The organism is Paucibacter sp. KBW04, assembly GCF_003852425.1.
In the GTDB taxonomy this organism is placed as follows: Bacteria; Pseudomonadota; Gammaproteobacteria; order Burkholderiales; family Burkholderiaceae_C; genus Paucibacter_A.
Genome location: NZ_QAJN01000001.1, coordinates 473178 through 498287, shown reverse-complemented (window position 1 = coordinate 498287; position 25110 = coordinate 473178). Strand labels below are relative to the sequence as shown.

At 61.7% G+C, this 25110-nt stretch carries 28 protein-coding genes; 9 read left to right on the top strand and 19 right to left on the bottom strand.

Annotation, left to right across the window (positions count from 1 at the left end):
* Window positions 1-112: 112 nt before the first annotated feature.
* Together DBR47_RS02245 and hemN are read right to left on the bottom strand one after the other, a co-directional pair.
* On the bottom strand, window positions 113-823 hold the full coding sequence (locus tag DBR47_RS02245; RefSeq protein ID WP_124446409.1) for a sulfite exporter TauE/SafE family protein: 711 nt from the start codon (window positions 821-823) through the stop codon (window positions 113-115).
* On the bottom strand, window positions 823-2208 hold the full coding sequence (gene hemN, locus DBR47_RS02240) for an oxygen-independent coproporphyrinogen III oxidase (RefSeq protein ID WP_124446407.1): 1386 nt from the start codon (window positions 2206-2208) through the stop codon (window positions 823-825). The genes DBR47_RS02245 and hemN overlap by 1 nt, the downstream gene beginning before the upstream one ends.
* Before the next feature lie 260 nt (window positions 2209-2468).
* Here hemN and fnr point away from each other — a divergent pair, with 260 nt between their 5' ends.
* A complete protein-coding gene (fnr, locus tag DBR47_RS02235; RefSeq protein ID WP_124446405.1) occupies window positions 2469-3203 on the top strand; it encodes a fumarate/nitrate reduction transcriptional regulator Fnr in 735 nt (244 codons plus the stop codon).
* A gap of 89 nt (window positions 3204-3292) precedes the next feature.
* Here the strand turns inward: fnr and DBR47_RS02230 are convergent, their stop codons facing one another.
* The 9 genes from DBR47_RS02230 to DBR47_RS02190 form a co-directional block, all read right to left on the bottom strand.
* Entirely contained in the window at window positions 3293-3625 is a 333-nt protein-coding gene (locus DBR47_RS02230; protein WP_231512083.1) for a hypothetical protein, read from the bottom strand.
* Between the two features lie 3 nt (window positions 3626-3628).
* Entirely contained in the window at window positions 3629-3880 is a 252-nt protein-coding gene (locus DBR47_RS02225) for a hypothetical protein (RefSeq protein WP_124446403.1), read from the bottom strand.
* Window positions 3881-3984: 104 nt separating this feature from the next.
* Window positions 3985-5472 (bottom strand): cytochrome c oxidase accessory protein CcoG, encoded by a 1488-nt coding sequence (ccoG, locus tag DBR47_RS02220; protein ID WP_124446401.1) that lies wholly within the window; start codon window positions 5470-5472, stop codon window positions 3985-3987.
* Between the two features lie 91 nt (window positions 5473-5563).
* Entirely contained in the window at window positions 5564-6481 is a 918-nt protein-coding gene (ccoP, locus tag DBR47_RS02215) for a cytochrome-c oxidase, cbb3-type subunit III (RefSeq protein WP_124446399.1), read from the bottom strand.
* Complete coding sequence (locus tag DBR47_RS02210; protein ID WP_124446397.1) at window positions 6478-6633, bottom strand: cbb3-type cytochrome c oxidase subunit 3; 156 nt, start codon at window positions 6631-6633, stop codon at window positions 6478-6480. The genes ccoP and DBR47_RS02210 overlap by 4 nt, the downstream gene beginning before the upstream one ends.
* Before the next feature lie 17 nt (window positions 6634-6650).
* Window positions 6651-7274, bottom strand: a complete 624-nt coding sequence (gene ccoO / locus DBR47_RS02205) for a cytochrome-c oxidase, cbb3-type subunit II (RefSeq protein WP_124446395.1) — start codon at window positions 7272-7274, stop codon at window positions 6651-6653.
* Between the two features lie 18 nt (window positions 7275-7292).
* Window positions 7293-8738 carry a cytochrome-c oxidase, cbb3-type subunit I gene (gene ccoN, locus DBR47_RS02200; RefSeq protein ID WP_124446393.1) on the bottom strand — a complete coding sequence of 482 codons (1446 nt, stop codon included), beginning with the start codon at window positions 8736-8738 and terminating at the stop codon, window positions 7293-7295.
* A gap of 45 nt (window positions 8739-8783) precedes the next feature.
* Window positions 8784-8990, bottom strand: coding sequence for a cbb3-type cytochrome oxidase assembly protein CcoS (gene ccoS / locus DBR47_RS02195; protein ID WP_124446391.1), 207 nt, complete (start codon window positions 8988-8990; stop codon window positions 8784-8786).
* A gap of 2 nt (window positions 8991-8992) precedes the next feature.
* Window positions 8993-11296 (bottom strand): cation-translocating P-type ATPase, encoded by a 2304-nt coding sequence (locus DBR47_RS02190; protein WP_124446985.1) that lies wholly within the window; start codon window positions 11294-11296, stop codon window positions 8993-8995.
* A gap of 95 nt (window positions 11297-11391) precedes the next feature.
* On the opposite strand from DBR47_RS02190, the gene DBR47_RS02185 reads away from it, so the two are divergent.
* The gene (locus tag DBR47_RS02185) at window positions 11392-11853 is read left to right on the top strand and encodes a DUF192 domain-containing protein (protein ID WP_124446389.1); all 462 of its coding nucleotides are present in this window, start codon (window positions 11392-11394) and stop codon (window positions 11851-11853) included.
* Window positions 11854-11919: 66 nt separating this feature from the next.
* Here the strand turns inward: DBR47_RS02185 and DBR47_RS02180 are convergent, their stop codons facing one another.
* Window positions 11920-12501 carry a superoxide dismutase gene (locus DBR47_RS02180; RefSeq protein ID WP_124446387.1) on the bottom strand — a complete coding sequence of 194 codons (582 nt, stop codon included), beginning with the start codon at window positions 12499-12501 and terminating at the stop codon, window positions 11920-11922.
* 99 nt (window positions 12502-12600) lie between these two features.
* A complete protein-coding gene (gene xseA, locus DBR47_RS02175) occupies window positions 12601-13911 on the bottom strand; it encodes an exodeoxyribonuclease VII large subunit (protein ID WP_231512082.1) in 1311 nt (436 codons plus the stop codon).
* Window positions 13912-14387: 476 nt separating this feature from the next.
* Between xseA and DBR47_RS02170 the strand changes: the two genes are divergently transcribed.
* The 7 genes from DBR47_RS02170 to DBR47_RS02140 all read left to right on the top strand — a co-directional run bounded on the left by DBR47_RS02170 (window position 14388) and on the right by DBR47_RS02140 (window position 19349).
* The gene (locus DBR47_RS02170) at window positions 14388-15011 is read left to right on the top strand and encodes a MotA/TolQ/ExbB proton channel family protein (RefSeq protein ID WP_124446385.1); all 624 of its coding nucleotides are present in this window, start codon (window positions 14388-14390) and stop codon (window positions 15009-15011) included.
* Window positions 15012-15052: 41 nt separating this feature from the next.
* The gene (locus DBR47_RS02165; protein ID WP_124446383.1) at window positions 15053-15469 is read left to right on the top strand and encodes a biopolymer transporter ExbD; all 417 of its coding nucleotides are present in this window, start codon (window positions 15053-15055) and stop codon (window positions 15467-15469) included.
* A gap of 7 nt (window positions 15470-15476) precedes the next feature.
* The gene (gene lpxK / locus DBR47_RS02160) at window positions 15477-16559 is read left to right on the top strand and encodes a tetraacyldisaccharide 4'-kinase (RefSeq protein ID WP_124446381.1); all 1083 of its coding nucleotides are present in this window, start codon (window positions 15477-15479) and stop codon (window positions 16557-16559) included.
* An 81-nt stretch (window positions 16560-16640) separates the two neighbouring features.
* Window positions 16641-16838, top strand: coding sequence for a Trm112 family protein (locus DBR47_RS02155; RefSeq protein WP_124446379.1), 198 nt, complete (start codon window positions 16641-16643; stop codon window positions 16836-16838).
* 5 nt (window positions 16839-16843) lie between these two features.
* On the top strand, window positions 16844-17608 hold the full coding sequence (gene kdsB, locus DBR47_RS02150) for a 3-deoxy-manno-octulosonate cytidylyltransferase (RefSeq protein ID WP_124446377.1): 765 nt from the start codon (window positions 16844-16846) through the stop codon (window positions 17606-17608).
* Between the two features lie 152 nt (window positions 17609-17760).
* The gene (gene adk / locus DBR47_RS02145) at window positions 17761-18414 is read left to right on the top strand and encodes an adenylate kinase (RefSeq protein ID WP_124446375.1); all 654 of its coding nucleotides are present in this window, start codon (window positions 17761-17763) and stop codon (window positions 18412-18414) included.
* Window positions 18415-18590: 176 nt separating this feature from the next.
* Window positions 18591-19349, top strand: a complete 759-nt coding sequence (locus DBR47_RS02140; RefSeq protein WP_124446373.1) for a 3-hydroxyacyl-CoA dehydrogenase — start codon at window positions 18591-18593, stop codon at window positions 19347-19349.
* Window positions 19350-19469: 120 nt separating this feature from the next.
* Here the strand turns inward: DBR47_RS02140 and DBR47_RS02135 are convergent, their stop codons facing one another.
* From DBR47_RS02135 to DBR47_RS24810, 6 genes are all read right to left on the bottom strand, one after another.
* Window positions 19470-20741 carry a hypothetical protein gene (locus DBR47_RS02135; RefSeq protein WP_124446371.1) on the bottom strand — a complete coding sequence of 424 codons (1272 nt, stop codon included), beginning with the start codon at window positions 20739-20741 and terminating at the stop codon, window positions 19470-19472.
* A gap of 188 nt (window positions 20742-20929) precedes the next feature.
* Window positions 20930-21361, bottom strand: a complete 432-nt coding sequence (locus DBR47_RS02130; protein ID WP_197046818.1) for a biopolymer transporter ExbD — start codon at window positions 21359-21361, stop codon at window positions 20930-20932.
* Window positions 21362-21382: 21 nt separating this feature from the next.
* Window positions 21383-21811: a biopolymer transporter ExbD gene (locus DBR47_RS02125; protein ID WP_124446369.1), complete on the bottom strand. Its 429-nt coding sequence runs from the start codon at window positions 21809-21811 to the stop codon at window positions 21383-21385.
* 55 nt (window positions 21812-21866) lie between these two features.
* Window positions 21867-22709: a MotA/TolQ/ExbB proton channel family protein gene (locus DBR47_RS02120; protein WP_124446979.1), complete on the bottom strand. Its 843-nt coding sequence runs from the start codon at window positions 22707-22709 to the stop codon at window positions 21867-21869.
* 115 nt (window positions 22710-22824) lie between these two features.
* Complete coding sequence (locus tag DBR47_RS02115; protein WP_124446367.1) at window positions 22825-23475, bottom strand: hypothetical protein; 651 nt, start codon at window positions 23473-23475, stop codon at window positions 22825-22827.
* A 593-nt stretch (window positions 23476-24068) separates the two neighbouring features.
* Window positions 24069-24908, bottom strand: coding sequence for an aspartyl/asparaginyl beta-hydroxylase domain-containing protein (locus DBR47_RS24810; RefSeq protein ID WP_231512081.1), 840 nt, complete (start codon window positions 24906-24908; stop codon window positions 24069-24071).
* Window positions 24909-25110: the final 202 nt, after the last annotated feature.

The window sequence follows — 25110 nt, the reverse complement described above, 5'->3', positions numbered from 1 at the left end:
TCGGCCATCTTCAGGCCCAAGGGGTGGAACGATTAGGTCGCCAATTCTAAGTCAGCGGCGCTGACTGCAAGCTTAAGTCTTATATAAGTCTTGGAAATCTTGCTGGCGCGAATCAGGTCCATTGACTGCACACCGCAGCCACCTGAGCCCACACGCCATGGCCCAAAGCCCAGCCCGAGCCGAGTGCCAAGCCAAGCCCACCCAGACGCACCGACAAGCGCACAACGCTGGCATCATCAGCGCCACTGCGACGCAGACGACTCAACAACCAGGGCCCCAAGGCCAGCCCCGCCCCAGAGCTCAGGGCAAAAGCAGACATCACCAAGCCACCCTGGACAGGACCGGAGGCCAAGGCAGCGAGCAAGAGCGCCGATTGCAATAGACCACAAGGCCAGGCCACCCAAGCCAAGCCGGCCAAGCCTGCCGCGGCCACACGCCTGGAGCCAGCCAGGCTCACTCCACCCTGCCTCAAACCACTCACAGGCACTTCGACCTGGCGCGCAACATCTTGCCCGAAACGCTGCAGCCAAGCAGGTTGGCGCCCGCGCAGCAGCAAGGCCATGCCCAGCAGGAATGCCGCCACCTGAACCAAAACCCACAGCGGCCGCAGCATGGCGGTGGACTGCCCCAGCTGGCTCAAGAACTGCATGCTCCCTGCCGCGATCGCACCCGCCAGGCTGTAACTCAGCAGGCGACCCAGCTGAAAAGCGGCAGGCGAACGCCCACCTGCGGCGGCGCAGGACGCGCCGCACATGGCCAAGCAATGGGGCGTGCCGGCCAAGCCCATCATCAGGGCCGAGCCGGCAAGTGCGACATCAAGCATCAGATGATTTTAGAGAATCGGGCGCGGCTGCGGTCGGCTTGCAGATAACGGTCAAACACCATGGCCACAGCGCGCACAAAGAACCAGCCCATGGCCGTGACCTGGATGGCATCGGCCTCCAAGGTCACCAGACCTTGATCGGCCAACTCCTGCAGGCGCTCGAACTCGGGCTTGAAGTACTCACGCACATCGACCAAATGGGCCAGGGCGATGGACTCAAACTCCAGCCTGCCTTGGCACATGATGGCCATGATGACGGCGCGGCGCACGATGTCATCACGCGACAAGGCCAGACCGCGCTCGATGGGCAGCTGGCCCTGGCGCAGGGCATCGTAGTAAGCATCCAAATCCTTGGCGTTCTGGCTGTAGCTGGCACCGACGCGGCCGATGGCAGACACCCCCAGCGCGATCAGATCGCAGTCCGGCTGGGTGCTATAGCCCTGGAAGTTGCGATGCAGCCGGCCTTGGCGCTTGGCCACGGCCAGGGAGTCGCTGGACAGGGCGAAGTGGTCCATGCCGATATAGCTATAACCATGGGTCAAGAAGCCTTCAATGGCGCTGTGCAGCATCGCGATCTTGGCGCCGCCGGGCGGCAGCTGCGCCTCGTCGATACGGCGTTGCGGCTTGAAACGCTGCGGCAGATGGGCGTAGCCATAAAGCGCAATCCGATCGGGCTTGAGCGCGCCGACCTGCTCAATCGTGCGAGCAAAGGATTCAGGCGTCTGCAGCGGCAGGCCGTAGATCAAATCCACATTGGTGGATTCGAAGCCCAGCTCCCGCGCCGCCGTCATCAAGGCTTCTACGCTTTCAAAACTTTGTTGCCGGTGCACGGCTTTTTGCACATGCGGGTCAAAGTCCTGCACGCCAAAGCTCAGGCGATTGAAGCCCAGGCTGCGCAAATGCTTGAGGCGATCAATGCTGACGGTGCGAGGATCGACCTCGATCGCGATCTCGGCGCCCGCGACGATGCGGAAGCGCTCGCGCAAGGCCTGCATCAACTGCGTCAACTCGGCATCGCTCAGAAACGTGGGAGAACCGCCGCCCAGATGAAGCTGCGAAACACCCGCGCCGCGGCCCAGATGCGCCAGCGTCAGGTCCATCTCCTGCACCAAGGCCTGCAGATACTCGGCGGCCTTGTCGTGGTGCTTGGTGATGACCTTGTTGCAGGCGCAGTAGTAGCAGACCGACTCGCAAAACGGCACATGCACATAGATGGACAAGGGCGTGCCACCCCCCACTTGCGAGCCGCTGGCGCGTTGAGCCAAGGCCTGGGCATAGTGCTCGGCGGTGAAGGCTTCGACGAAGCGATCGGCCGTGGGATAGGAGGTATAGCGCGGCCCCGACACGTCGAAGCGTCGCAGCAATTCTTCGCTGATGGTAGTCATGGCGGAGTCTGTGGCGGAAGGCGAGCGAGCCTGAGTGATTTGAACCATGGGGTGCATGGTGCCAACCTTGCGGCCACCGGACTTGACCAGGATCAAGCTTCTCGTGTTTCATTCCCCTAACAATCTGCACGAAACAGCGTTAGGCTTGAGGAATGTCATGCCGAGCGTCACCGGCATCTGGGACAGGGTTGAAACACCTTGCTCAGGTCGGCGCCTCTTCGCTCCCGTCTACTGACCCAGCGTCATCCATAATTCACATCATGAACGTCACAGTACCCATCAAGATCGAGCCGCTCAAGGTTGCCTGCTCCAGCTGCAATTTGCGCGAGTTGTGCCTGCCGGTGGGCCTGAATTCCAATGATCTGGATCAACTCGACGAGCTGGTGGCCACCCGCCGCCATGTGGTGCGAGGCGACACCTTGTTCCGCAGCGGCGATGTGTTCCAGTCCATTTATGCGGTGCGCACCGGCTTTTTCAAGACCTGCGTGTCCTCGGAAGATGGCCGCGACCAGGTCACCGGATTCCAAATGGCGGGTGAGTTGCTGGGCCTGGACGGTATCAGCACCGATAGACACAGCTGCGATGCCGTCGCCCTGGAAGACTCGCAAGTCTGCGTGATCCCCTTCGAGCAGTTGGAAGAACTCTCGCGTGAGTTCACCGATTTGCAGCGCCAGTTTCACAAAATCATGAGCCGCGAAATCGTGCGCGACCATGGCGTGATGCTCTTGCTGGGCAGCATGCGCGCCGAAGAGCGCCTGGCCGCCTTCCTGCTGAACTTGACCCAACGTCTGCAGGCCCGGGGCTTCTCGGCCGCGGCCTTGGTGCTGCGCATGACGCGCGAGGAAATCGGCAGTTATCTGGGACTGAAACTGGAGACGGTCAGCCGCACCTTCTCCAAGTTCCAGGAAGAAGGCTTGCTGGAAGTCAAGCAGCGCCATCTGCGCATCCTCGACCAAGCCGGTCTGCAGAAACTGGTCAACAACACCAACTGCTAAGCCGCCAAGTCAACAGGCCACAAGCGGCCCACTCGAAAAAAAAACCAAGCCAGCGTGCTTGGTTTTTTTACGCCCTCGGTCGCTCCGCCCTACTGCGGCCAGCGCCCGCGACGCACATTCTCTACCGGCTCCGGCGTCGTGGCCAAGGCCAGGCTAATGCTGGACGACAAGGACAAGACCACCCAGAAAATCAAGAAGCTCAAGGTGTAGATGGCCTGCCGCGACAAGGCCATGCGCTCCGCCCCAAACCAGGTCAAATCGCTGGGGTCCACGACCGCGAAGACCAGCGCCTCCATCACGCCCGCCATCACAAAAGAGGGCCAGATCACTGCCATGGCCCAACGCGCCAGACGCGAAGTCGCTCGTGCCTCGGGCACAACAAAATCGGGGTCTTCTGGATTGCTGGAGGGCTGGGCGTTCATGGTTCAGTGGCCGCCGGTTGCGGCGTGATTGCGGGCTTTCTGTGCCGGAGCCAAGGCCGTGGGCAGCTTGGCCTTGGCATCCGCGCCGCTGGCCTCAGCAACGCGCTCTTCCAACACAGGGTCGGGAAAATTCAGGGCCAGGGCCAGGGTGGCAAAGCTGGCCACCACCACCAGGCTGGGGCCGCCGACCACCAGCCACATGAACTTCTCACGCCACCAGGGGCCGCTGGACTTTGGCTTTTCTTGCTGACTCATCTTCAACTCTCCTGGCGCTCTTCGCGCTCATCTAAAAATCATTCTGCACATTTGCAAGCCGGCTTTCATCGGGCCAGACCCTTGACCCGGGCTGCGAGCTTGCTTCAACGCGGAACCACAAAGGTCGACTTCTCGCGCACTTCGATGGCCTTGGTTTGCGCACCTTGCTTATCCAAGGCATGGCCGGTGAGCTGGAAGGCGATGGGGTGAGCGCCCGCCCCGGCCCGCGCCACCACCTCCGGCGGCACCCGCACCGCCACCGTCACCCAGCGCGCCTCGGCAGCGGCCACATCCAACTCGACGGGCTTGGCCAATTGAATGCCCTCCATACCGGCCACATTCAACTCAAAGCGCTGCGCACCCTCGGTTGCGTTCATGACCTGCAGGCGGTAGAGGTTCTCGATATAGCCGTCTTCCACCAAGCGCGACAAGACACCACGGTCGCGCACCACATCGAGCTTGACGGGGCTGCGCAGGAACAACAGGCTGGACAGCAAGGCTGTACTCAGCAAGACCAAGACCGTGCTGTAAACCAAGACCCGGGGGCGGAAGATGCGGCGCAGCTTTTGTGCCGGGCTCAGGTGCTGGGCCAGGCCGTTCTGGGTGTCGTAACGGATCAGGCCACGCGGATAGCTCATCTTGTCCATCACCGTGTCGCAGACATCGACACAGGCGGCGCAACCGATGCACTCGTACTGCAGGCCTTTGCGGATGTCGATGCCGGTCGGGCAGACCTGCACGCACAAGGTGCAGTCGATGCAAGAGCCCAGGCCCGCCGCCTTGGCGTCCACCTTTTTGCCGCGCGATCCGCGCGGCTCGCCGCGCTCCTGGTCGTAGCTGATGATCAAGGTGTCTTTATCGAACATAGCGCTTTGGAAGCGCGCATAAGGGCACATGTATTTGCAGACCTGCTCCCGCATATAGCCCGCATTGCCATAGGTGGCAAAGCCGTAGAACAAGACCCAGAACCATTCCCAGGGGCCAAAGCCCAGGGTGAAGGCCGAGGCCCACAGCTCCTTGATCGGGGTGAAATAGCCCACGAAGCTGAAGCCGGTCCATAGGCCGAGGGCAATCCAGCTGATCTGCTTGCCAGACTTGCGCCACAGCTTGTTGAAGCTCCAAGGAGAAGCGTCGAGTTTGATACGCGCTTGGCGATCCCCCTCGAACTGCTTCTCTATCCACATAAAGATTTCGGTATAGACCGTCTGTGGGCAGGCAAAGCCACACCACAAACGCCCCGCCACCGCGGTGAACAGGAACAGGGCATAGGCTGAAATCAGCAAGAGCCCGGTCAGGTAGATGAAGTCTTGTGGATAGAGAACCAGGCCGAAGATATAGAAGCGGCGGCTGGCCAGGTCAAAGAGAACGGCCTGCCTGTCATTCCATTGCAGCCAGGGCAGACCGTAGAAAAGAATCTGCGTGAAATAGACCAATCCCCAGCGCCAACGCGCGAACAAGCCGCTGACGGCACGGGGGTAGATCTTCTTCTGAGCTTGATAGAGGGAAACGATTTCGATCACGGTCTCCCGACCGCTGTTCGACTTGCCTTGATCCGCCGGGCTGGCCGGAGATTCACCTGTATCAACACTCATTTTTGCCTTCGCATTTCACTGCATGACGAGCGCAGCCCGTAGGCCGCGCCGTCACTTTAGGCCCTAGCCGGGCCGATCCCACCTGTTTCGCTTACTTGGCAGCGACGGCGGCGGCGCCGTGAGACAGATTCCAGACATAAGCACCGACCACCTGGATCTGCTCGGGGCTCAGACGGGTGTTCTGTGCGGGCATCAGATTGTTCTTGCCGTTATTGATCATGGCAATCACTGCATCTTCACCCCAGCCATGCAGCCAGATCTTGTCGGTCAGATTGGGCGCGCCCAGGGCTTGATTGCCCTTGCCGTCCGCACCGTGACAAGCGGCGCACACCGCGAACTTGGGCTTGCCCAGCTGCGCAGCGATGGCGTTATGCGCGCTGCCCGACAGGCTCAGCACATAGTTGGCCACATTGCGCACATCGTCAGGCGTTCCCACGGCCGCAGCCATGGGAGGCATCACACCGTTGCGACCGTTGGTGATGGTCTGAACAATGGTCTCGTGCGAGCCACCGTAGAGCCAGTCGTTATCGGTCAGATTGGGGAAGCCCTTGCTGCCCTTGCCGTCAGAGCCGTGGCAGACCGCGCAGTTATTGGCGAACAGACGCTCGCCGATGGCCATGGCCTCGGGCTCCTGCGCCAATTGCTCAGCGGTCTTGCCGTTGAACTTGGCGTAGATCGCGCTCATGGCCTTGTGCGCCTCGGCCTGCTCCTTCTGGTACTCGCCCGCACTGCTCCAGCCCAGGCTGCCGGGGTTCTTGCCCAGACCCGGATACATGGCCAGATAGATGCCGGCGAAAATCACCGTCAGCACGAACAAAATCGCCCACCAGCGCGGTAGCGGATTGTTCATTTCACGCAGGTCTTCGTCCCAGGTGTGGCCGGTGCTGTTGTCATTGGCCATCACCCGATGGCGCGCGGCTACGCCCAGCAAAACCAGGCAGAACACCAGGCCACCCACCGTGGCGATGGCCACGAACAGGGACCACCCATTCGAGAAAAAGTCACTCATTGAGGCCTCCCGCTCACTTCGTCTTCGAGCGGCAACTGGGCCTGCTCGTCAAAGCTCGCTTTGTTACGGCTGGAATAGGCCCAGCCGACGATCAAGAGAAAAACCAGCATCGATACGAGCGTCACGACGCTGCGCAAGATATTGATGTCCATAGGGCTTGCCCTTTCGATTACTTCACCGCGGTGCCAAGCACCTGCAGATAAGCCACCACGGCATCCAGCTCCGAATGGCCCTTGACCTCTTCGGCCGCGGCTGCGATCTCGGCATCCTGGTAAGGCACGCCAACCGTACGCAGAGCGCGCATCTTGGGTGCCAACTCGGCCGGATCCAGCTGAGCCTTGGCCAACCAGGGGTAGGCAGGCATATTGGACTCGGGCACCAGATCGCGCGGCTGGGTCAGGTGGATGCGATGCCATTCGTCGCTGTACTTGCCACCCACCCGGTGCAGGTCGGGACCCGTGCGCTTGCTACCCCATTGGAAGGGGTGGTCGTACACAAACTCACCGGCGGTGGAGTAGTGGCCGTAGCGCAGAGTTTCCGAGCGGAAGGGACGCACCATCTGCGAGTGGCAGTTGTAGCAGCCCTCGCGGATGTAGACGTCACGGCCGGCCAGCTGCAGCGGGGTGTAAGGCTTGAGCCCAGCCACAGCTTCGGTGGTGGAGCGCTGGAAGAACAGCGGCACGATCTCGACGGCACCGCCGACGATGACCGTGAGCAGCACCAGCACAATCATCAAGAAGTTGCTGGTCTCGATCTTCTCGTGACCGCTGGTCTTGTGTTCTGTCGTTGCCATTTTGTTTTTTCTCCTTGATCAGGCGTGAGCCAGGACAGCAGGAATACGCACCGGTTCGGCACGACCCACTTGCACCGTCTTCACCACGTTCCAAGCCATGATCAACATGCCGCCCAGGTAGAGCAAGCCACCCAGCAGACGGACCACATAGAACGGGAAGGTCGCCTTGACGCTCTCGACAAAGGTGTAGACCAGGCTGCCGTCAGGATTGACTGCGCGCCACATCAGACCTTGCATCACACCGGCAATCCACATCGCGGCGATGTAGAGCACGATGCCCAGGGTCGCCACCCAGAAGTGCAGCTCGATGGCCTTCTTGGAGTACATCTCGGTGCGGCCGAACATGCGCGGGATCAGGTGATACAGCGAGCCCATGGAGATTAGACCCACCCAACCCAGGGCACCGGAGTGCACATGGCCCACGGTCCAGTCGGTGTAGTGGCTCAGCGCATTGACCGTCTTGATGGACATCATCGGACCTTCGAAGGTCGACATGCCGTAGAAGGACAGGGACACGATCAGGAACTTCAGGATCGGGTCGTCACGCAGCTTATGCCAGGCACCCGACAGGGTCATGATGCCGTTGATCATGCCGCCCCAGCTGGGAGCCAGCAGAACCAGGGAGAACACCATGCCCACCGATTGCGCCCAGTCGGGCAGCGCGGTGTAGTGCAGATGGTGCGGGCCTGCCCACATATAGGTGAAGATCAGCGCCCAGAAGTGGACGATGGACAGGCGGTAGCTGTAAACCGGGCGGCCTGCTTGCTTGGGGATGTAGTAGTACATCATGCCCAGGAAGCCAGCGGTCAGGAAGAAGCCCACGGCATTGTGGCCGTACCACCATTGCACCATCGCGTCTTGCACGCCGGCATAGGCCGAGTAGCTCTTGAACAGCGAGACGGGGATGGCCGCGCTATTGACCAGGTGCAGCAAGGCCACGGCGATGATGAAGGCGCCGAAGAACCAGTTGGCCACATAGATGTGCTTGACCTTGCGGGTGCCGACGGTACCGAAGAACACCACGGCGTAGGAAACCCACACCAGGGTGATCAAGATGTCGATGGGCCATTCCAGCTCGGCATATTCCTTGCCGCTGGTCAGACCCAGGGGCAAGGTGATGGCTGCGGACAAGATGACCAGCTGCCAGCCCCAGAAGGTGAACCAAGCCAGGCCGGGCGCGAACAAACGCGTCTGGCCGGTGCGCTGCACCACGTGATAGGCGGTCGCGAACAGCGAGCAGCCACCGAAAGCGAAGATCACCGCATTGGTGTGCAGTGGTCGCAAACGGCCATAACTGAGCCATGGAATGCCCAGATTCAATTCGGGCCATGTCAGTTGGGCGGCGATGATCACCCCCACCAACATCCCCACAACTCCCCAAAGAACGGCGGCGAGTGCGAATGCTCGCACCACCCCATCCTCGTAAACGCCCCCGGTTGGCACCGGCGCAGCAGACTTTGCCATTTTTTTGGCTCCTTGCAGCTTATTGAACTTCTATGTGAAACGAACTTAACGCTGACTTAACGTGCGCGATTCTTCGCGAGCGTCACTGGGAGGGGATTGACCTTCATCAACCCCCGATGCTTCTTCCAGGATTCGCCCCCCTTCACGCTCCAAATCGTCCAGCTGACCGTTGTTTATTGCCCAACCAAAAACACCCACAATCATCAGCACCAGCAGGACCGAAAGAGGGATTAGCAAATACAAGATATCCATCGTCAGGACGCCTTGGCCGGAAGAGCCAGGCGTTGCGCATTCAGAACCACGAAAACAGAACTGGCGGCCATGCCCAAACCTGCCGCCCAGGGCGGCAAGAAGCCCGCCAGAGCCAACGGGATGCAGGCAAAGTTATAGACCGCCGACCAGGCCAGGTTTTGGCGTATGACGCGTTTGGTGCGCAAGGCCAGCTCACGCGCCGCGGCCAGATCCGACAGCCGGCCCGACAGCAGCAAGGCATCGGCCGAGGCCCGGGCCAACATGGCGCCCTGCCCCATCACCACGCTGGCATCGGCACGCGCCAGCACCGGCGCATCATTGATGCCATCGCCCACCATCAGCACACAGTGCCCTTGCGCTTGCAAGGCTGCCACCGCCGCCAGCTTGGTATCCGGATTGGCGCCGCCCTGAGCGCTTTGAATGCCCGCCTCGGCCGCCAGCCGCGCCACCCGCTCCTGCGCATCGCCGGAAAGCAGCACGGTATGCAGACCCAGGGCATGCAGGCGCGCCACGGCCTCGCGGGCATCGGCCCGCAAAACCTCCCCAAAGCGCAGATGCAAAAAGCCCTGTGCGCCGCCAAAACACAGCTGTGAGTTCAGGCCCATGGCTGCAGCTGAAGCCGACGCTGTTGCTTGTTGCTGAACCCAATCCGGCCGCCCCAGGCGCAAGACCTGACCCTGGGCGTCGCGGGCCTGCAAGCCTAGGCCCGCAAACTCCTGCACCTCCAGCCACTCGGTCGCATGGGCTTGCGAAGCATCGCCCGCCAAGGCCCGGGAAAAAGGGTGTTGGGAATGCCGCGCCAAACTGCGCGCTTGGGCCAGCAAGGCCGCTTGGCGCTCGGCAGGCGCCCCCTCAACCCAAGACTGCAGCAACTCCATGCGGTCCTCGGTCAGGGTGCCGGTCTTGTCCAGCACCACGGTGTCGATGCGGCACAGCGACTCCAGCAGATCCAGGCGCACCAGCAAGAGCCCACGCTTGGCCAAGGCGCTGGTGGCCGCCAGCCAGGAGGCCGGCGTGGCCAGGGACAGGGCGCAGGGGCAGGTCACGATCAGCACCGACACGGCCACCCAGACGGCTCGGGACGGGTCCAGCCAACTCCACAAGGCCGCCCCAAAGGCCGCCAACAAGAGCACGGCCCAAAGAAAGAAGGCGGCAAAACGATCAGCAAACAGCATGGCGGCCGGCCGCTGCGTCATGGCCTCGCTCATCAGGCGCTTGATGCCCTCATGGCGGGTGTCGGCCCCCACGCGCAAAACCCGCATCACCACCGGCGCCTGCAGATTCATGCTGGCGGCCACCACCTCGTCACCCTGATTCTTGGGCACGGGCTCGGACTCACCGCTCAGCAAGGCCTCATTGGCCGCACTGCTGCCGCTCTCCACCACACCATCGGCCGGGAAAGCCTGACCCGCACACACCCGCACCCGGTCACCCACGGCCAAACGGGCCGGCGCCACCTGGCTGCTGCGCCCATCCGCCTCCAAGCGCTCTACCGTCTCGGGCAGCTCTGCGCTGGCGCGCTCCAGCGTCACCGCGGCCCGGTGGCGGGCGCGCAACTCCAGAAAGCGCCCGGCCAACAAAAAGGTGACGAACATGGTCAGGGAGTCGAAATAGACCTCGTGACCAAAAATACCGCCGGGCTCAAACAAGGCGCCACTGCTGGCGATGAACGTAACCGCCATCCCCAGCGCCACCGGCACATCCATGCCCAGACGGCGCGCCTTGAGCTGCTGAAACGCACTCTTGAAGAAGGGGCCGGCCGAGAACAAAAGCACTGGCAAGCTCATCACCCAGCTGGCCCATTGCAGCAGGCGGTCCAGATCAGGGCTCAGATCTCCGGGCGCAGCAAAATAGGCAGGCGCGGCCATCATCATCACCTGCATCATCAGAAAGGCCGCGACAAAGAGCCGCCACATGGCCTGCCTGTGCTCCTTCTCCCGCAAGACCCGCGCCGGTGCGGCCGTGTCGGGCGCGGCTCCATAACCCGCACGTTCGATGGCAGCGATCACATCTGCCAGACTGCTGCGGCTGGGGTCCCAACGCAGCTTGAGCCGAGCACTGGCGGCGTTGACGGTGGCGCCAGCCACGCCGGGCACCGCACTCAGAGCCCGCTCGATGATGCCCGCACAGGCCGCGCAATGCAGGCCGGAGAGCTGGAACTGAGACTCGGCAAGAGCGGCCGGGCCGGGCTCGGCCAGCACCTCCCCCCGGGGGCCTATCCAACGGGTGAAGGGGCTCAGCAACAAGGGATCATCCAGCGCCAGACCGGCGGCCAGAGGAGTAGAAAGCGAAGGAGCGGTGGTCATCATGCGTGTGGTGGCCCCAAGGCATGGAAGACGCCCCAGGCACCATAATCTAGGCGAGCCCGCGGACTGGGCCCATGATATAGATCAAGACCGCCATGCTAAAAATGATTTTTGCCGCCCTGTTGCTTAGCTGCTGTGCGGCAGCCGGAACGAGCTTCGCGCAGGCGGCCAGTCCGGCTCAGGCCCAGCAACTGCCCAGCACCCAACTCAGGGCCGGCATGCATCTGATCAAGGCCGAGGTGGCAAAGACCTTTGAGCAACGCCAGATCGGCCTGATGCACAGGGCCCAGCTGCCTCAGAACGAGGGCATGCTGTTCGTGTTTGAGGAAGCCCATCTACAGTGTTTCTGGATGAAGAACACCTTGATCCCGCTGTCGATCGCCTTTGTGGCGGACGACGGCACGGTGGTCAATATGGCCGACATGAAACCGATGTCGGAGCAATCCAAATGCTCCGCCAAGCCGGTGCGTTATGCCCTGGAGATGAATCAGGGCTGGTTTGCCAAACGCGGCATCAAGGCGGGCAGCCAGTTGCGCGGCGGCCCGTGGCCGCAATAAGTGAGGGCCACAAATGAAAAAACCGGCCGAGGCCGGTTTTTTGTTGAGCCGTGAGGCTCAGCGAACTCAGGCGAAATTAGCCTGAGCGAATTCCCAGTTGACCAGGTGGTTCAGGAAGGTCTCGACGAACTTGGGGCGCAGATTGCGGTAATCGATGTAGTAGGCATGCTCCCACACATCGATGGTCAGCAAGGCCTTGTCGGCGGTGGTCAGCGGCGTGCCAGCGGCACCGGTATTGACGATGTCCAGCGAGCCGTCGGCCTTCTTCACCAACCAGGTCCAGCCCGAACCGAAGTTGCCCACGGCGCTCTTGGTGAAGGCTTCCTTGAAGGCATCCAGGCTGCCCCACTTGGCGTTGATGGCATCAGCCAGGGCGCCGGTCGGTGCGCCGCCGCCATTGGGCTTCATGCAGTTCCAGAAGAAGGTGTGGTTCCAGATCTGGGCCGCATTGTTATAGATGGGGCCGCTGGACTTCTTGACGATCTCTTCCAGGCTCAGGGCTTCAAACTCGGTGCCCTTTTGCAGATTGTTCAGGTTGACCACATAGGCGTTGTGGTGCTTGCCGTGGTGGAACTCCAGCGTCTCGGCGCTGTAGTGGGGAGCCAGGGCGTCCTTGGCATAGGGCAAGGCGGGCAAAAGATGTTCCATGTTTCAACTCCTCGTTGCGTAAAAAAACTGTGGGCTCAGCCTCAGCGGCATTGGCTTGGATTGTAGGCAGCTTGCATGGTTTTGCAGACAGCGGCCAGGCTATGCCCCTGCGCGGCTACTGACAACTTGCATCTGCGCCTCACCGTCCGCCAGCACGGCATGGACCTGGCGCCCGGGCGGCAGTTGCGCGACCGAGCTCAAGGCCCTGCCCTCGCCATCATCCAGCCAGGCATAGCCGCGCGCCAGCACCTGCTTGGGGTCCAGGGCCGCCAGCCGGGCCTGCAATCCGCTCAATCGATGGGCCTGCTCATGCAAGCTCATGGGAGCCGCACGTTGCAGGCGCTGCGCGAGATTGTCCAGACGTTGGCTCTGCAAGGCCTGGGTGCGGGGCAAGACCTGACCCCAGCGCTGCGCCAGAAGTTCGACTTGACGACGCTGGCGAGCCAACAGCTCGCTAGGCCTCGCCAGGCGCAGGCTGACGCGGTCGAGGCGCTGAGCGTGGGCGTCCAAGCGCTGCTCCAGCCTGCGTGTCAGTGCGCTCTGCAGAACATCTAACGCGTCCAGAAACTCTTGTCGCGATGGCGCAGCCAACTCGGCCGCGGCCGTGGGTGTGGGCGCACGCAGATCGGCCGCCAGATCGGCCAGGGTGATATCGGTCTCGTGGCCCACGCCGCAGATCACCGGCAAGGCCGACTCCACCAAGGCGCGCACCAGTCGCTCATCATTGAAAGCCCACAAATCCTCTAGCGAACCTCCGCCGCGCACCAGCAGCAAGGCATCCACCTCGGCCCGCTCATTGGCCACACGCAAGGCTTGCACCAGTTGGGCCGGCGCCTGATCGCCTTGCACCAGGCTGGGATAAATGATGACTTCGATATGGCGGGCGCGGCGCGCCAGGGCCGTCAGCACATCGTGCAGTGCCGCGCCCGCAGTGGAGGTGATAACGCCAAGTCGCCGTGGAAAAGCCGGCAGGCCCCGCTTGCCGGCCGAGTCGAAATAGCCCAGCGCTTCCAGCTTGGCCTTGAGCCGCAAGAACTGCTCATACAAGGCCCCTGCCCCGGCACGCCGCATGCCTTCCACCACGAACTGCAACTCGCCGCGCGGCTCGTAAAGCGTCAGTCGGCCGCGCAACTCCACCAGGGCGCCATCACCCGGCGAGAAGTCCAGCATGCTGGCCGCACGCTTGAACATGGCACAGCGCAAGAGGCCGGCCTGGCCATCGGAGTCTTTGAGGCTGAAATAGCAATGCCCGCTGGAGGCGCGGGTGAAACCCGAGATTTCGCCCGCCACCACACAGACCGAGAAGCGCGCCGCCAGGCTGTCGCTGACCGCATTCAGCAAAGCCGCCACGCCCCACACCATGCGCGCCGCGCCTATCGCCATGCGGCCTTCGTTATGACGCCCTTCCATCACGCAGGCAATGCAACAGACAGACTGGCAAGTGCGCCAGCCGCAGGCCGCATGAGCTCGGCTGTCCACACGGGCGCGGCGGCTGACAAGGCCGAAGCAGACGCTGTCACGGCTCCGTCACATGCACACAAGCGTTTGTTTTTCAAGTTATTTTTCCTGCCCAAGATTTAAGCAAACTGTTCCAGGCCTTGATTTTCCTAGGCTTGCGCGCAGCAGGCCGAGGCTTTCCCACAAAGTTATCCACAGCGGCGGTGGATTGTTTTCCGACCTCAGTCGAGCCTTCACTTGAAGCAGATCAAGCCGACCTGGCCGAGCCCCCGAATTGCCGCCGATGCAGCGCCCAAATCTGCGGCTAGGCTTGGTTCGGAGGCCTCGGCTTGGGGCCATAATCGCGCGCAACTACCGAATGCGAGCGGCCCGCAAAAAACCTCGTGCCGCCCCGCTACGGCTCATGCATCAACGACAGGGGTAAGTCTTTGTTCTCCATCATACAAGCCGCTGGTTGGCCGATTTGGCCCTTGCTGATCTGCTCCGTCCTGGCCTTGGCCCTGGTGATTGAAAAATTCGCCAGCCTGCGCCGCAGCCGCGTGGCGCCGCCCCGCCTGCTGGAAGAAGTGCTGGGCATCAGCCAGCAAAGCCTGCCCACGCCGGACATGATCGACCGCCTGGCCGAGAACTCCCTGCTGGGTGGCCAACTGGCCGCAGGCTTCCGCGCCGTGCTGGGCGAGCCCGATCTGAGCGAAGAGAAGCTGCAGCAGACTTTTGAACTGGCCGGCCGCCGCGCCATCCACCAGATGGAGCGCTATCTGAATACCCTGGGCACCATCGCCACGGCCGCCCCGCTGCTGGGCCTGCTGGGCACGGTGGTGGGCATGATTGAGATCTTTGGTAGCCAGGGCCAAGGCGCCTCCGGCGGCAACCCTGCGCAGTTGGCGCATGGCATCTCGATTGCCCTCTACAACACCGCCTTCGGCCTGATGGTGGCCATCCCCAGCCTGATGTTCTATCGCTACTTCAAGGGCCGGGTGGAAGAGTATGTGCTGGAGCTGGAGCAGGCCAGCGACCGCTTGCTGACCCACCTCAAACGCTATCTGGCCTGAGGCGCCCGAAGCGTCTCAAGGTCTAGCGAGGAACCCCGCGCATGAAATTCAGGCACCGCCAAGGCGAAGAGCCCGAAATCAATCTGATCCCCTTCATCGACGTGCTGTTGGTGATCCTGATCTTTTTGATGCTCTCCACCACCTACTCCAAATTCACCGAGTTGCAGGTCAGCCTGCCCACGGCCGATGCCGACAATCTGAAGGACAGGCCGCGCGAAATCGTCGTGGCCGTCTCGGCGGATGGGCGCTATGTGGTCAACTCCCAGGCCGTTGAAGGCCGGGCCGTGGAACTTCTCAGCGTCGCATTGGCCCAGGCTGCGGCGGGCAACAGCGATATCACCGTGGTGGTCTCGGCCGATGCCGCCGCCGCTCATCAATCGGTAATCAATGTGATGGACGCGGCGCGACGCGCGGGACTGTCCCGGCTGACCTTTGCCGCTCAGTCCAACCCGCGTTGAGCGCTTGATGACGCAGCAAGGCGAGACGCTGGGACAGCGCCTGGCCTCGCGCCTGGAGCGCGAGTGGTACGCCCAAGCTGGCGGCCTGACACCTTGGTTGTCGGGCCTGCTGCGCCCCTTGAGCTGGCTCTACGCAGGCCTCAGCACTTCGCGGGCTTTGCTCTATCGCTGGGGCTGGAAGAAGACCGCCCAATTGCCGGTGCCGGTGATCGTGGTGGGTAACTGGATCGTTGGCGGCGCGGGCAAAACGCCCACCACCCTGGCCTTGATTCAAGTCCTGCAAAAGCAGGGGCTTAGAGTGGGCGTGATCTCGCGCGGCTATGGGCGCAACAACGAGGACTTACGTTTAATTCAATCGGACAGCCTCGCCAGCGAAGTGGGCGACGAGCCGCTCCTGATCCATTTGCGCAGCCGGGTGCCGGTCGCCGTGGGGCGGGACCGTGTCGCGGCAGCGCAGGCCTTGCTGCAAGCCCATCCCGAGCTGCAGATCCTGATCAGCGACGACGGCTTGCAGCATCTGCGCCTACCTCGCGATCTGGCTGTGCTGGTGTTTGATGAGCGCGGCCTGGGCAATGGCCGGCTGCTGCCCGCAGGGCCCTTGCGGCAACGGGCTCGTTTGCAGGCCGAAGCCAAGCAACTGGTGCTCTACAACGCAGCCCAGCCCAGCACGCCACTGCCCGGCCACCTGGCCCAGCGCCGCTTGGCTGGGGCAGTGAGGCTGCAGGACTGGTGGCAGGGTCGGCCGGCCAGCTTGCAAGCCTTGCACGAGTTGCGCCAGCGGCCGGAGTCGGCGCTGCTCGCCACCGCCGGCATGGCCCATCCTCAGCGATTTTTCAAGATGCTGGCGGAACAAGGCCTGCGCTTTCAAACCCTGCCCCTACCGGATCACTACAACTTTGCGGTGATCCCCTGGCCCGCCGCAAGCCCTACCGTGCTGCTGACCGAAAAAGATGCGATCAAGCTGCGCCCCGAGCGCTGCCCCACGACCGAGGTCTGGGTGGTGGCGCTAGACTTCCGCCTTGACGCCGCCTTCGAGCAGGCGCTGTGCGAACAACTGCAAGGCTTGGGCCTCGGCGCCAGGGATCGGTGATCCGTTCTTCAGCCTATCCGCGCCTCCTCCGCTCCAAGCGCATTTCCGTTTTACTTCTCTTTGAACCCCTGGACCTCCGCCATGGATACCCGACTGATCGAAATACTGGTTTGCCCCTTGTGCAAAGGCCCGCTGGAAGACCTGCGCTCTAGCCACGGGCGCGAACTGCTGTGCCGGGCCGACCGCCTGGCCTTCCCGGTGAAGGACGGTATCCCGCTGATGCTGGAAAACGAAGCGCGCAGCTACGACCCCGAAACCGAAGGCGCCACCAAGGACTAAGCCCCATGTCATTCAGCGTCATCGTCCCGGCTCGCCTCGCCTCGACCCGCCTGCCTAACAAGCCGCTGGCCGATATCGAAGGCCTGCCCATGATTGTGCGGGTGGCGCAGCGTGCGGCACTCTCCAAAGCCCGGCAGGTGGTGGTGGCGACCGACTCGGCCGCCGTGCGCAGCGCCTGCGAGGCCCACGGCGTGCAAGCCATATTGACCCGCGCCGATCACGTCTCCGGCAGCGACCGCCTGGCCGAAGCTTGCGAGCTGCTGGGCCTGGACGGTGGCGACTTGGTGGTCAATGTGCAGGGCGATGAACCCTTGATTGCGCCCGCCATGATCGACGCCTGCGCCGACTTGCTGGCCGCGCAGCCGCAATGCGTGATGAGCACGGTGGCCCACGCGCTGGACGACACACCCGAAGGTGCGGCCGAGTTTGCCAACCCCAATGTGGTCAAGGTGGTGACGGACAAAAATGGTTTGGCGCTTTACTTCTCCCGCGCGCCCATGCCCTTTTGGCGCGATGGCCAAGGCCAGCCCAGCCCCGGCTCGGCCCTGCGTCATGTCGGCCTGTACGCCTATCACGCCGGCTTTCTGCGCCGCTTCCCCTGCCTGAGCGTCAGCCCTCTGGAGCAGATCGAATCGCTGGAGCAATTGCGTGTGCTGTGGCATGGCGAGCGCATCGCCGTGCATCTGAGCCCGGAAAAGCCGGGGCCAGGTGTTGACACCCCGGAGGACCTGGCCCGAGTACGCGCAGTGTTCAAGGCAAGCCAGGGCTGAGCTTCTCATTCAGTCCACGGCCTAGGGCAAATATGCAGGCCAGCGTCAGGCTGACGTAGGGCAGCCCATGCTATCCTCGCCCGCAGTTGACGAGGGCGTTGCTGGTCGTATTTTGGGCCGGACACGTCCTTTTTAAAGTATCAAGGAGACCCATGCGACTGATTCTTCTGGGCGCCCCCGGCGCCGGCAAAGGCACACAAGCAGCCTTCATCTGCCAGAAATTTGGCATCCCGCAAATCTCCACCGGCGACATGCTGCGCGCCGCCGTCAAGGCCGGCACACCGCTGGGCCAGCAGGCCGATGCGGTCATGAAGTCTGGCGGCCTGGTCAGCGACGAGCTGATCATCAATCTGGTGAAGGAGCGCATCGCTCAGCCCGATTGCGCCAAGGGTTTCTTGTTTGACGGCTTCCCACGCACCATCCCCCAAGCCGATGCCATGAAGGCCGCCGGCGTCAAGCTGGACTTCGTGCTGGAAATCGACGTGCCCTTCGAGGCCATCATCGAGCGCATGAGCGGTCGTCGCTCGCATCCGGCTTCGGGTCGCACCTATCACGTCAAGTTCAACCCACCCAAGGTGGCAGGTGTGGACGACCTCACCGGTGAAGCTCTGGTGCAGCGCGATGACGACAAGGAAGAAACTGTCGCCAAGCGCCTGGAGGTCTATTCGGCCCAGACCCGCCCCCTGGTGGACTACTACTCCAGCTGGGCCGCTGCTGGCGACGCCAACGCCCCCAAGTACCGCCGCATCGAAGGCCTGGGCTCGGTGGACGACATCACCCAACGCGCACTGGCCGCACTGAGCTAAGACGGATCGGCCAGCGGCCGATTTGTTCAAGCCCAATCTCTCAAGGCCGTCTCGGTTCACTCGAAGGCGGCCTTTGTTTTTGGGGTTCAATTTACGTTTACGTCAACGTAAACTCAGCCCACCCTATCCAATCAGACTGCGCGCCGCTCAGCGCGCTGCAAAACCAAGGAGATCTCATGGAAATCGCAGGCAAGGTATTCATCGTCACCGGCGGCGCTTCGGGCCTGGGCGAAGGCACGGCTCGCATGTTGACAGCCAACGGCGCCAAGGTCGTCATCGCCGACCTGCAGGTCGAACGCGGCGAAGCCATCGCCAAGGAACTGGGCGGCGCCTTCGTCAAGGCCGACGTCAGCCAGGAAGCCGATGGCCAAGCCGTGGTCGCCAAGGCCCTGAGCCTGGGCAAGCTGATGGGCTTGGTGAACTGCGCCGGCATCGCGCCAGCCGTCAAGACCGTGGGCAAGGACGGCGCGCATCCGCTGGCCGCCTTCAACAAGGTCATCACGGTCAATCTGATCGGCTCCTTCAATATGATCCGCTTGGCTGCCGAGGCCATGAGCAAGAACGAGCCCGAGTCCACGGGTGAGCGTGGCGTGCTGATCTCCACCGCTTCCGTGGCCGCCTATGACGGTCAGATCGGCCAAGCGGCCTATGCGGCCTCCAAGGGCGGCGTGGTGGGCATGACCCTGCCCATCGCGCGCGATCTGGCCCGCAACGGCATCCGCAATATGACCATTGCCCCCGGCATCTTCGGCACACCCATGCTGTTTGGCATGCCACAGGAAGTGCAGGACGCACTGGCAGCCAATGTGCCCTTCCCTTCGCGCCTGGGCACGCCCAATGATTACGCCAAGCTGGTCCACCAGATCGTCACCAACGAGATGCTGAATGGCGAAGTGATCCGCTTGGACGGCGCCATCCGCCTGGCTCCGAAGTAAACCCTAGCGCTGCCCCACGGCGCTCGCAAAAGCAAAAAGGCCTCGGCATATGCCGAGGCCTTTTTTCATGCAGTCAAACCTAGACAAAGCCTTGAATCAAGGCTCCGTCCAGATGAGGTCTTAGCGCTTGCGCGACTGGATGATCCAGAGGCGAGCCAGTTCAGCCGAGCCATCCGTCCCCTTGACGCTGCGCCAAGTGGCCGTGGCCTTGCTCTGATCGCCGGCCAGCGATTGCGCGAGGCCCAGATAGAGCTTGGCATCTTCCGGACGCTTCAGATTGCCCTTGGCAATGCCGGCTTCGATGATCTTGGCGCCCTTGGCTGCATCGCCACGGAAAGCGTAGGCCAGGCCCACATTGACCTGGGCATTGCCGTCCTTGGCATCGTTGGCAGCACGTTCGGTCTCGGCTTGAGTCGCCTTGGCATCAGCGATGCGCTTGACCAGCAAGTCCAGCAGTCGCTTGTGACGCGCACCTTCCGCGCCCTGACCCAGGATGCCGGCAGCCATGCCCTTCTCGACCACGGCCTTGCCTTCTTCGGGGTAGCCGGCTTGTGCAGACAGCTGAGCCATTTCGAAGTAGTCGTTGGCATCCTTCAGATTGCCGGTGGCCAGCTTCAGACGGAAGATGTCCAGATTGAAGCGATCCGAGAAGCTCTTCTTCTGCTGCAGGCCACCCAAGACCTGTGCCCACAATTCCTTGCGGGGGTAGTAGTTCAGCAGACGCTCGACGGCAAAGCCTTCGGCAGCAGAGTCGCCCTTCTTTTGAGCGGCGCTCAGCAGCAGATTGAGCTTGTCTTGGCTAGGCGTACGGCCTGCCTTCTCGTCGGCCGAGATGTCTTCCTGGGTTTCCTTGATGATGGAACCCATATCGCCCGACAGGAACTGAGCATTGGTCAGGACCTGCTTCATGGTGGGGCTGTTGCCGCCTTCCTTGAAGTAACGCTGCGCCCAGCTCAGGGCCTTGGCATTGTCCTTGTTGCGCAGATACGTGCCTGCGATGGCTTCCATCATGCGCAGCTGGTCAGCACCGCTGAGCTTGCCGCTGGCCTTCATGGCCTCGAAGCCCTTGACCATGGAATCAGCATCGCCGGCGCCCGATGCGGCGGCAACGCGCATGCCTTCCAGCGCATAGTTCTCGGTCGCATTGCGGCCACCCACGGCCTCAGCCTCACGCACCTTGGCCAAGGCTTCCTTGTGCTTGCCCGCCTTGATCAGGGCACTGGCTTCCTTCAGGTGCTTGCCCACTTCGGGACGCACGCCTTCGGATTGAGCCTGAGCTTGCGCAAAGCCGAACTGGCCGTTCGGCGTCGCATTGAAACCAAAGGCCACCACACCCAGGGCAATCGCTGCCAAGGTCTTGAGTTTCAGGGGCTTCTTAGTCGCTTTCGTCATCGCTTCATTCCTCACTCATACATTCAACGCTCTCGGCCCCGACTTCGGTCAGCCCGAGGCATCCGTTCAAAATTTTCTGGCACGCGATCATTGCACAAAGACCAAAAAAAACGCGCCGCCCTTGCGGGAAGCGCGCCTTTGATTGCGCATCAAATGATCAATGCCCAATGCGGTCCGCGAGGGCCGTCTTACTTGACGTACTGCTCGTTGCCAACCATGCCCATCTTCTTGACGCCGAGGCGTTGAGCAGAGGCCATCACGGCAGCAACATAGCCGTAGTCCACCAGCTTGTTCGGCTTGATGTGAACTTCGGGCTGATCAGGTTCAGCCACCACCGCAGCCAACTTAGCCGTCACCTCAGCCATATTGGCCAAAGCCACACCATCCCAGCTCACGGTGCCGTCGAAGTCGATATAGACCTCATGCACCACCGGCTCAGTCAGCGGCTTACTCGTGCTCGGGGGCGGCATGTCCAGGTTCACGCTGTGCAGCTGAATTGGAATGGTGATGATCAGCATCACGATCAAGACCAACATGACGTCGATCAAGGGCGTGGTGTTGACGTCCATCATCACTTCCGGCTCATCGCTGCCGGACGAGCTGCCTACATTCATTCCCATGCTTTAGCTCCTGGCTTCTTCTCAGCCGCCCTTAGCGGGAGGCTCGGTGACGAAGCTAACCTTCATGATGCCGGCACGCTGGCATGCGTAAACAACGCGACCAACCGACTCGTAACGCGACTTGTCGTCACCGCGCACATGGACTTCGGGTTGCGGGTTCAACACCGCCACCTTGCCCAGGCGCTTGACAAGATCGTCGGTGTCATTGACCAGGGTCGTACCCCAGTAAATGTCACCTTCTCTTGAAACCGAGATTTCAATATTTTCCGGCTTGGTCACCCGAACAACGTTGGTCTCCTTGGGGAGATTCAACTTCACCGAGCTGATCACGGCCGGAATGGTGAGGAGAAAGATGATCAAGAGCACCAACATCACGTCCACGAGGGGCGTGGTGTTGATGGTCGAAACCACTTCGTCTTCGCCGGAAGAGGATCCGACATTCATTCCCATGGTCGCTTCTCCGCGCTTTTTTGACTTACTTTGCGTTTGCTAAGCAAGCTTAGATTTAGCGCTTGGCAACTTGGCGGTTGCCCATCAGCACGCCGTGCAGGTCGGCAGCGAATGCACGCACTTGGCTCACGACGGACTTGTTGCGGTTCACCAGCCAGTTGTAACCCAGCACGGCGGGAACAGCCACTGCCAGACCGATAGCGGTCATGATCAGCGCTTCACCCACGGGGCCGGCAACCTTGTCGATCGAAGCTTGGCCAGCGACGCCGATGGCGGTCAGTGCTTGCAGAATACCCCACACCGTGCCGAACAAGCCGATGAAAGGCGAGGTCGAACCGACGGTAGCCAGGAAGCCCAGACCGGTTTGGACGCGAGCTTGCACGTCAGCCACCGAACGCTCGATGTTCATGGTCACCCAGGTGCTGTGATCGATGTTCTCGGTCAGGGCGCCTTCATGGTGCTCGGAAGCTTCGATCGCGGAAGCGGCGATGTAGCGGAAAGCGCTGCCTTCAGACAGACCCTTGACGCCTTCAGCCAGGCTGGCCTTCTTGAAGAAGGTAGCGCGGACTTCCTTGGCTTCCTTGGCCAGCTTCTGGGTGTCCCACAGCTTGGTGATCAGGATGTACCAACTGCCCATGGACATGATCAGCAGCAGAGCCAGCACGCCCTTGGAAACCATATCGCCGTGAGCCAGCATGGCTTGCAGGCCGTAGGGGTTGTCCATCGCGGCCTTGCCGGTAGGAGCAGAAGGAGCGGCTTCAACAGCAGCAGGAGCAGCAACCTCAGCGACAGCAGAAGCGGCTTCAGCAGCTTTTTGTTCCTGAGCTTGGGCGGGCGAGAAGCCCAGGGTCGCAGCGATGGCGATGGCGGCGATCAAGCCGGAAAGACGAGAGAACATGAAGTCAACTCCTACGGAAGAAATCTGAATCTGGTTGGGAAGAAACGGAACGACTGCTTGCCGTCCCTTATGAAAAACTATGTCGGGTGCTTTTGGCAACCGCCAAGCAATTACCTCAATCAATCTTGAACAGGAATTCCTGAACAAAGACGTGGTCACCCGGGCATTCGTAGGTGTCCTTCAATGTCGACTCAATCAAGGCGATCATTGCACGCTGAGCCTTACGATCGACACCAGCACGCAGCGACTTGACTTCCATCGAAGCCACGCGACCGGCCTTGACCGTCGCCGTCACTTCGTACAAGGCTTCGCCACTCCAATTGACGGAAGGTTGTTCCATCTTGCCCATCTTGGTGCAAACTGCGCCAGCACGCAGCGGGCCGGCTGGCTTGGGAGCCGCTACCGGTGCAGCAACAGGTGCCGGAGCCGGGGCGGCCTTGGCCACTTGCTGGGGCGGTGCCACTTGCGAAGACTGGATCGCTGGCGCATTCACCGGCGGCGGTGCAGTCACCTGAAATTCAGGCGGTGGCACAAACGGCGGCGGCGGGGCCTTCAGATCCGGGGGCGGCGGCACGACCTTTTCGGGCGGCGGCGGCGGCTTCTTGACCTCTTCGATGACCTTGGTCTCGATCGGACCCTTGACCATCTCCACGGCCTTGCGCGCTAAACCACTGGCCAGTGCCCAGCCAATCAAGACGTGGATCAAAACCACCACGCCGATACCCGTAAACCGGGATGGGCCGTTCTTCTCCTGCGCAAAGTTCATGCGCGCTCCTTCATTTGACTGCGAAATACTTTCATCAACACACCAGGGGAAGTTCGACTCTACGCTTTAACAAAACAAGCGGCTACCCGCTCAATGTCAGCGCCCGTCAAGCCCAGATTCAGAGCCAGTTTGCCGGAGGCGCTAGCAGCGTGAGGCCCGTACAGGCGACAGCCCGATTCGGGTGACCACCGACTCCGAACGCCAAGGCGTGGGTGCGGCAGCGCTGATTGCAGCGTGGACACAAAACTCAAAACCCAGGATCTCAATGAGAGCCCAATTCAACCATCTGCCCGCGAACTTTCACCGCGGACTCGCATCGGATTCACTCGCAACCCGCCAGTGCCTGCTGCAATCGATTCTTAAGCTGGCCGCATCATAAACGAGAAAGAAAGTGCCTCATTCATGGGGCTTTCCCGCAGCTTACAAGCAGCGCCCGATCAGCCTAAGAGCCCAATCTTGCACAGCAAATCAGCTCAGATCACGACACTGGTATTTTAGTGGTGTTGAACTTCGCCGTCTTCATTTTCGAACCTAGCGTTAACCCGTAGATGATCGTTAACATTGCTCCAATTCGCCCAAGTCGAAGGCAATTGTCATAGATCGAAGCCACCGGCGACACCTGCGAAGTCGTTTTGCGCCTGGGCCAGGGCAGAGATCATGCGCCGCTCGACCTCGCTCAGATCAGGGTGCCAAACATCAAAGATCAAAACGACGCGCAGCTGGTCGCTGTTGTTCCAGGCCTCGTGCTCGATCGAATCGTCGAACACCCAGGCCTTGCCGAACTCCCACTGGCGAGTGGTATTGCCCACACGAAAGCCACAGTCAGGCGGAATGATCAAAGGCAGATGAGTCACCAGGCGCGCATTCGTTACCCCCACATGCGGCGGAATCTTTGTGCGCGGTTTGAGCAGCGAAAACATGGCCACGGGTGTACGCCCCAACTGCTGAGGCTGCGGGGCCAATTGCAGACTAGCCATTGTTTGTGGACAACGCTGAGCGTTTTCTTCCACCGGCAGCCCGTCCTTCAAGAGGTGGAATGCAGTCCAGCGAAGCGACTTGTTGAGCTCAAGCCATTGATCCAAGGGCTGATCGTCCGAGTAATTCAGATAGGGCGTGAAGCCTTGTTCCGCGCCGAGGACAGCCAAGAACTCGTCTCGAATCGATTCCGCCATCGCTTCAATACCGTCCAACCATGGGAAGCGCTGGCGCTCAAAGAACTCGCAAGGAACAAGATGAGGAAAGAAATAGCCAATCGGCTGCGACTCATAGCGCTGCTTGCGACCCAACATCAAATCCAGCGACAAGTTAAAGCGATCCAGATCGTTCGCGCGAAATTCGGCAGCTGCCAAAGCCATCTGAGCATCGATAGCCTCGGCCATCGCCCGGCTGTAGGCGGCACTGCTGCTTCTGGCCTTTGCCAGCAATGGCCGCAAGGCCTCACTTTGCAAATCGGCCGGCGAGGCCACTGCCAGCGCGGCCTGAAAACACCGGGCCGCCTCATGCAGCAAGCCCTTGCGCTCCAGCAAGCTTGCCCGCATCAACAAAGCCATCAGGTCGCGCGGCGCGATACACAGCGCCCGGAACAATGCCCGCTCCTCCTCTTCGGGCCGAGCCGTGGCCCTGAAGAGCATGGCC

Bases quoted from the DNA above. Each gene is read 5' to 3' on its own strand.
- DBR47_RS02180 (WP_124446387.1), bottom strand. From the start codon at position 12,501: ATGGAACATCTTTTGCCCGCCTTGCCCTATGCCAAGGACGCCCTGGCT.
- DBR47_RS02155 (WP_124446379.1), top strand. From the start codon at position 16,641: ATGGATACCCGACTGATCGAAATACTGGTTTGCCCCTTGTGCAAAGGC.
- DBR47_RS02140 (WP_124446373.1), top strand. From the start codon at position 18,591: ATGGAAATCGCAGGCAAGGTATTCATCGTCACCGGCGGCGCTTCGGGC.
- DBR47_RS02190 (WP_124446985.1), bottom strand. From the start codon at position 11,296: ATGACCACCGCTCCTTCGCTTTCTACTCCTCTGGCCGCCGGTCTGGCG.
- DBR47_RS02165 (WP_124446383.1), top strand. From the start codon at position 15,053: ATGAAATTCAGGCACCGCCAAGGCGAAGAGCCCGAAATCAATCTGATC.
- DBR47_RS02115 (WP_124446367.1), bottom strand. From the start codon at position 23,475: ATGAACTTTGCGCAGGAGAAGAACGGCCCATCCCGGTTTACGGGTATC.
- DBR47_RS02185 (WP_124446389.1), top strand. From the start codon at position 11,392: ATGCTAAAAATGATTTTTGCCGCCCTGTTGCTTAGCTGCTGTGCGGCA.
- adk (WP_124446375.1), top strand. From the start codon at position 17,761: ATGCGACTGATTCTTCTGGGCGCCCCCGGCGCCGGCAAAGGCACACAA.
- ccoN (WP_124446393.1), bottom strand. From the start codon at position 8,738: ATGGCAAAGTCTGCTGCGCCGGTGCCAACCGGGGGCGTTTACGAGGAT.
- ccoO (WP_124446395.1), bottom strand. From the start codon at position 7,274: ATGGCAACGACAGAACACAAGACCAGCGGTCACGAGAAGATCGAGACC.
- DBR47_RS02135 (WP_124446371.1), bottom strand. From the start codon at position 20,741: ATGACGAAAGCGACTAAGAAGCCCCTGAAACTCAAGACCTTGGCAGCG.
- lpxK (WP_124446381.1), top strand. From the start codon at position 15,477: ATGACGCAGCAAGGCGAGACGCTGGGACAGCGCCTGGCCTCGCGCCTG.
- kdsB (WP_124446377.1), top strand. From the start codon at position 16,844: ATGTCATTCAGCGTCATCGTCCCGGCTCGCCTCGCCTCGACCCGCCTG.
- fnr (WP_124446405.1), top strand. From the start codon at position 2,469: ATGAACGTCACAGTACCCATCAAGATCGAGCCGCTCAAGGTTGCCTGC.
- ccoG (WP_124446401.1), bottom strand. From the start codon at position 5,472: ATGAGTGTTGATACAGGTGAATCTCCGGCCAGCCCGGCGGATCAAGGC.
- DBR47_RS02245 (WP_124446409.1), bottom strand. From the start codon at position 823: ATGCTTGATGTCGCACTTGCCGGCTCGGCCCTGATGATGGGCTTGGCC.
- xseA (WP_231512082.1), bottom strand. From the start codon at position 13,911: ATGGAAGGGCGTCATAACGAAGGCCGCATGGCGATAGGCGCGGCGCGC.
- DBR47_RS02125 (WP_124446369.1), bottom strand. From the start codon at position 21,811: ATGGGAATGAATGTCGGATCCTCTTCCGGCGAAGACGAAGTGGTTTCG.
- ccoS (WP_124446391.1), bottom strand. From the start codon at position 8,990: ATGGATATCTTGTATTTGCTAATCCCTCTTTCGGTCCTGCTGGTGCTG.
- DBR47_RS02225 (WP_124446403.1), bottom strand. From the start codon at position 3,880: ATGAGTCAGCAAGAAAAGCCAAAGTCCAGCGGCCCCTGGTGGCGTGAG.
- DBR47_RS02130 (WP_197046818.1), bottom strand. From the start codon at position 21,361: ATGGGAATGAATGTAGGCAGCTCGTCCGGCAGCGATGAGCCGGAAGTG.
- DBR47_RS02120 (WP_124446979.1), bottom strand. From the start codon at position 22,709: ATGTTCTCTCGTCTTTCCGGCTTGATCGCCGCCATCGCCATCGCTGCG.
- DBR47_RS02210 (WP_124446397.1), bottom strand. From the start codon at position 6,633: ATGGACATCAATATCTTGCGCAGCGTCGTGACGCTCGTATCGATGCTG.
- hemN (WP_124446407.1), bottom strand. From the start codon at position 2,208: ATGACTACCATCAGCGAAGAATTGCTGCGACGCTTCGACGTGTCGGGG.
- ccoP (WP_124446399.1), bottom strand. From the start codon at position 6,481: ATGAGTGACTTTTTCTCGAATGGGTGGTCCCTGTTCGTGGCCATCGCC.
- DBR47_RS02230 (WP_231512083.1), bottom strand. From the start codon at position 3,625: ATGAACGCCCAGCCCTCCAGCAATCCAGAAGACCCCGATTTTGTTGTG.